General features: G+C 66.0%; 5 protein-coding genes. 1 reads left to right on the top strand and 4 read right to left on the bottom strand.

Going from position 1 to position 5,337, the window contains the following annotated elements; genetic code table 11:
- Together ABT08_RS12815 and ABT08_RS12810 are read right to left on the bottom strand one after the other, a co-directional pair.
- The coding region (locus ABT08_RS12815; RefSeq protein WP_288115208.1) for a TnsB C-terminal domain-containing protein at positions 1-1,296 on the bottom strand (1,296 nt) is incomplete at its 3' end.
- A complete protein-coding gene (locus ABT08_RS12810) occupies positions 1,293-2,036 on the bottom strand; it encodes a TnsA-like heteromeric transposase endonuclease subunit (RefSeq protein ID WP_200934394.1) in 744 nt (247 codons plus the stop codon). The genes ABT08_RS12810 and ABT08_RS12815, both read right to left, overlap by 4 nt.
- A gap of 332 nt (positions 2,037-2,368) precedes the next feature.
- Here ABT08_RS12810 and ABT08_RS12805 point away from each other — a divergent pair, with 332 nt between their 5' ends.
- Positions 2,369-2,689 (top strand): hypothetical protein, encoded by a 321-nt coding sequence (locus ABT08_RS12805; protein WP_156454721.1) that lies wholly within the window; start codon positions 2,369-2,371, stop codon positions 2,687-2,689.
- 213 nt (positions 2,690-2,902) lie between these two features.
- On the opposite strand, the gene ABT08_RS12800 is transcribed toward ABT08_RS12805, so the two are convergent.
- A complete protein-coding gene (locus ABT08_RS12800; RefSeq protein ID WP_288115207.1) occupies positions 2,903-4,639 on the bottom strand; it encodes a ThiF family adenylyltransferase in 1,737 nt (578 codons plus the stop codon).
- A gap of 35 nt (positions 4,640-4,674) precedes the next feature.
- A partial coding sequence (locus tag ABT08_RS12795; protein WP_288115206.1) for a nucleotidyltransferase family protein occupies positions 4,675-5,337 on the bottom strand: 663 nt, incomplete at its 5' end.

Raw genomic sequence — 5,337 nt, 5'->3', positions numbered from 1 at the left:
GCCGACGTCCGCGCCCTTGTAGCCAGGGAGCTCTTGGAGGAGTGAGTCGAGGGTGCGGAAGAACCGTTCGACCGGGCTCTTGTCGGTCGGCTGGTAGATGCGGGCGGGCTGGATCGAGATTCCTAGCCGAGCGCATGCCGTGGTGACGTGTTCGGACAGGAACGGGCGGCCGTGATCGATCACGATCGTTTCCGGCAGGATGCCCGCCCGAGTGAACCGGGCAACACCGGTGCGGGCGGGGTCGACGAGCACCGTGTCGGGGAGCCCGTGGTACGGCCAACGAGCTGGCGTGCCCCAGCTCTTCGGGATCTCGAAGGGCTGCATAGCTTCGGCGAGGACGCCGGACACGTCGATGGACTTCGTGGAACCCGGCGTGAGTCTCAGTCCGAGGATGCACCTCGAGTAGAGGTCGATCGCGACGGTGAGGTCCGCGCACACCCACTTTCCGGTGACCGGTGCGACGGCGAACACGTTCAGCGGGGTGGTGTCCAGAAGGACGAACTCGCCCGGGCGGGTCGCTGTCAGGCGGCCGTAGGGGGCGGAGGGCCGGTTCGCTATTGATCGTTTGGCTTTCGTGGACCCGGAGAACGTTGCTCGGCCTCGGGAGAGCTCGTCCAATGCCCGGTATCCGCTGGCGGTCGACGGGAGGGTGACGACCTCGGGTCCGTGGACGCGCTCGACGCGGGCGGCGATGCGGGCGAGGATGATCTTCTTCTGCACCTTGGACTGGTTGCCCTGTTCATCGATCACGGTCCGGGCGGCGTCGACCCAGCGCGGATCGAAGTTCGTCAGGGCCGCGCCCGTCCGAGACCTGCGGGTGTCGATCAGGCCCGCCTCGCCGGTGTCGCGGTAGCGGGATACCCAGCGTTCCAGTGTCCGCGTCCCGATGCCGAGCTCCTTGGCCTTCGCGGTCTGCCGTTCTCCCAATGAACGTTGTGGGTGGTACTCAAAGCGCGGTTCTCCCTCACGGGCGATCTCTCGACTTCCCGATCTGTATCCGGTGAGTACCTCGCGGACATGATCGGCGCGCTCATGGGCGGCCGCCTGGGCGGACTCGGTCGCATCAGACCAGACGAGCATCAACGGCTGCGACTCTTCGTCATCGGGAAGTCTTCCCGGGACGTGCGCGGTACCGCCCTCCGAAGCAGGCCGCAGCACGTCGAGCATCCGCAGCCGGCGAGTACTCCCGTCCGCGGTGCGGACGATGACCGCTCCATCCCCGATCTCCGCGACGGTGCACATTTCGCCGTCGTAGACGAGCTGTGCGCCCGGGGCAACCGTCCATGTCTTCTTCATCCCGACTGGTCCTCTCTGGAAGATGGCGTCAAAAGGCTGGCGGTCGACAGGGGCCGAGTCAGGTCGGCGTTCAGATGCCGCACCCACAGCAGATGCAAGACGAGGGAACGCGCGAACCTGATGTCACCCTCTATAGGAGCTACGGCTCGCACCGCCTCTCCAAGGGTGAGAGGAGTGTGGAGAGTGCCGGTCGCGGCGGCAACCTCGGCGTCCGGAAACTGGAATCGGCGCCGGTAGCCCGCGAGGAACTGCACGTTGGCAAGCATCACGGGGTTGGGTTCGGATTGCACCCGGTATTCCCAGCCGTGCCCCTCGATGACTCGCCGGGACCACGCCAACGAGTTGTGAACCTTTGGTCGCGACAGCTTCTCGGCGGGCTTCACGTCGACCACGCACGCCGAGTCATCGGCGTGAATAAGCAGGTAATCCGGAACGTGCCTCCGCGCCGTGCCTCGGTCATCTCCGTCGACCAAGAATGGCTGTGACAAGATCCACACCACCCGCGGGTCGAAGTCCGCCAACAAGAGGTTCGCGTACTCGAGCCGCGATTCGTACCCGACCGGCGCCTCCATCGTCGCCGACCAGTAGGAGCCAGAGAAGTGCCGTTGCTTGCGGTACCAGCGAAACTCCCGCCACGGCACCGCCGTGTCGAACTGACGAACACGAAGATCACGCAGGTCACTGACGTCGACGCGATCGTCGGACCTGCGGATCCGAATGGTTGCCTCTGCCCCCGTCACGAGCCGAGGACTACCCGGCGCGAGACCTCACCCGAACTACCACTCGCGGGAGACCGATCTGTGGACATACGGCCATCCTGGAGGCCTATCGACACAAGCAACCATGAACGAATCCCACGCAATTACGTAAGTCACGTCGTACCGAATCGCACTTGTGGCAACGGCGTTTACGTAGTACGTGACATACGTTTCAGTGAATGTCACATTCACTGTACGCTCGAAACCAGCGGAGTCAAGTTGTGTAGGTCAGGTAGACAACACCGGAAGGAGAATGCCTCAGAATCACCTTCGCGTAGGTGCCGGGCGTCGGCGACCTATGCGAAACTCGGGGCATGACGATAGTGGAGCCGATCGCACCGGAGGAGTCCCGTCTGTTCTTCGGCAACAGCTACATGAACGCCGTCGTCATCGAGATCGCCGCACTCGAAGGCGAAACCTTCTCACCCAAGCAGATCGTCGAAGCGACCGGGTTGCTGGGGAGCATCGTTCACCCGCTGATCCACAAGCTCCGCGACGCACACTTCCTCGAATTCGTTGGCCGCGTTCCGGGGGAGCGGACCCTGCTCTACCGGATCCGCGACAACTACTGGTGGGAAGCGGCACGACGCTACGCCGCGGATCGACAGGCGACAACGGAGCGCGCGGCCTCCTAAGCGTCCGCCGCCCGCCGTCCGCATGTCGCGGCGCCGCCCCTCGTTGCCGTAAGAGCGTCGGCAACCCCAACGCCGCAACACGAAAGCCCACGACCTCGGGCCCTAGTCATCCACGCCCGCGCAAACATCGCCGGTGCGATCGCTGCAGATGGATCTCCGACAGGAGAGTCATCCGCGCCGACGCGGCAAAACGCAACCTGAGACTAGCTCCGGTCAGGCAGCGAGCCCCTCGCTGATGTCCGCGGCAGTCACGGGGACGAAATGATGTCGGGGTCCTGCTGAGGCGTGCGGCAACGCGATCAGGTGTGCGCCGGCGGTGGAGGAGTCTGCGGCGAGGTGTGTGCCGATCAGGCTGGTGAGGACTCCGGCCACGGCGGCCAAGTCCGCAGCGGAACCATGAAAGGTCGGCACCGAACATCCCCGGGTGGGGACGATCTCATCACCGGCCAGAGGGTCCCGCCACAACCCGTGGTACAGCTCGAGCGCCGGATCGGCGCCCACGACCCGACCCACCCGGTCGTCCACAGACGACGGCGACCCAGCGCGGGACGGGCAGATCGTGACCAACCCAAGGGTGCCGGACGCGACATCGGTGGCGACTTGGGCGATCACCGCCCGACGGTCCGGCACCTCTGCGGTGGCGTCCAGGAGGGTCGTCACGGCGTTGCTGACCGTCGCGTCGATGACGATGTCCGCGTCGAGCGCGGCGCTGAGGTCTTCGGGGATCGCGCCGGCGGCGACATGGACGACGATGTCGTCACGAAGCGACCGCAGCCGTGTGGCGAGAGCTTGGGCCTTGGTCTCGCCGATGCTCGTCTCGGTGTAGTTCTGCCGTACCAGCAACCCACCGGTCACGACACCCGGGTCGCAAATCGTGATCTCTCGGGCCCCTGCCCGGACGACGAACTCGGCGATCCAGGATCCGAGACCTCCGCACCCCCACACGTGCACGGACTTTCCTGCGAACCCGTTGACGGGACGGTCCACGTCGCGTCGCGTGGTGACGGCTTCTCGTTCATCAGACATGTTGCACCATTCGATCGGCACCTCGACGTCGAGGAGGGTGGGATTCAGGTCCAGCGCCGTGCCCCGCGTCCGGCCGACTTTGCGCAGCGCGTTCGCGACAGCGGGTGTGAGCCGGCCGCAGAGCAGATGCGGTGGCCCGCCCGCACCGTGCGGGACGGCGAGGACGAAGTACTGAGGCGAATCCGCGGGGCTGCGCAGAGCGGCGGCGATCAGCATCGTCGTGAACGCCGGACCGAGCGGGGCATGGCGGCGCACCGGTCCGAACGCGCGGGGTGTCGCGACGTCCGCGGTCGGGTAGTCAATCAGGTATAGCAACGGCACCAACGACTCGGTCGCACCAAACGGCAGGTCGGAGAGCAGTCGCACCACCGGCACGATCATCTCGCCACGGTTACGCCAGGTGAGATCCAACCGTGCGTCGGTTCGTCGGTGCAGCGTCGCGGTCGTCACGCGCAGCGCCGGGAGATCATCGCGGGCGACGATCGTCGGTGTGCCCTGGGTGCGGTGCAGCACCCCGCCAACGGCGTGGTACATGGCCGTGGACGGATCGAACAGTGCCGCGGCGGCCTCGGCAAGCCACCCCCAGAGCCGGTTCAAGGTCGCGCTGACCCCGCTCTGTGGGTGCCACTCGCGGGACGGGTCCAGGTAGATGCACAGTCGACGCCCCTGCAACACGTGCGGGAACCCGAGGAAGCGGGTATGGGTGACTTCCACGGTCGGGGGGGAGAAGGGGCTGGTCGGGATGCGCAGCACGAAAGGCTCCCAGCCATGCAGCTGCAACCCGTTCGCGGCGTGCTCGATCGTGTCGGTGTTCAGCTCGATCGGGACGCAGGCATCACCTTCAGGTCCCTCGCTCGCCGCACCGCAGCGCAACTCGTGCGGGCGTGCTCTGGCGAGTGCCCGTAGTTCCTGCAGCTGGGTCACCTGCCAGGGCGCGAAGGTCGGCTGCTTTCGCTTGGTCATCCCGCGCGCCCCGACCTCCCCGTTGTGGTCTCCTTCGTCGGGGCGGCCGGGGCGAACTTCGCAGGGCCGCTGCCGGCTGGTGCCTTGAAGCCGTCGCCGAACAGCGCCTGCCACTTCTGGACGCTGCGGTCCTTGTCCGGCTCGGCGTAGGCGTCCTCGATCTCGGCCGCGTGGACGTGGATGCGGTCCCGGAAGTACGAGTACGTCTCATCGGACCACCGGTGGTCGAAAGTGACTCCTGATCCTGACGGGTCGGCGATTGACGGCCGGTTAGGTCGAGCCTGCAGCCACTCGTCAAGATCCGTGACGATCGTGCGCAGCGCGGTGGGGAGGTTGCTGTAGCAGGACGGGTCGCTCATCTTGCTGAGCTCGCTGACCCGCTCTCCGAGGAGTGTGGTGAGCAGGATCGATCGGGTGCCGGTGAAGGAGTTCTTGTGATCGCGGAGGAACTTGATGAGGCGGATGACGCGGCGCAGGTTGCCGCCGGCGATCTGGTCCTGTTTCTTCATCCAGTCCGTGAACCCCTGCGGGTTGGTGTCTTCCCAGATGTTCTCGTCGCGGTTCACGATCACCTCCCGCCAGCCGGAGAGGATGACGTGCGGGACGATGTCGACATGCATGTCGTTCGCGTACGAGACCCGCACGCACCGGCACTTGCG

The sequence above is a fragment of the Microbacterium sp. SCN 71-21 genome, assembly GCF_001725695.1.
GTDB classification, from domain to species: Bacteria; Actinomycetota; Actinomycetes; order Actinomycetales; family Microbacteriaceae; genus Microbacterium; species Microbacterium ginsengisoli.
The sequence above is the reverse complement of the archived record's forward strand: the minus strand, read 5'-3'. Positions and strand labels throughout refer to the sequence as shown.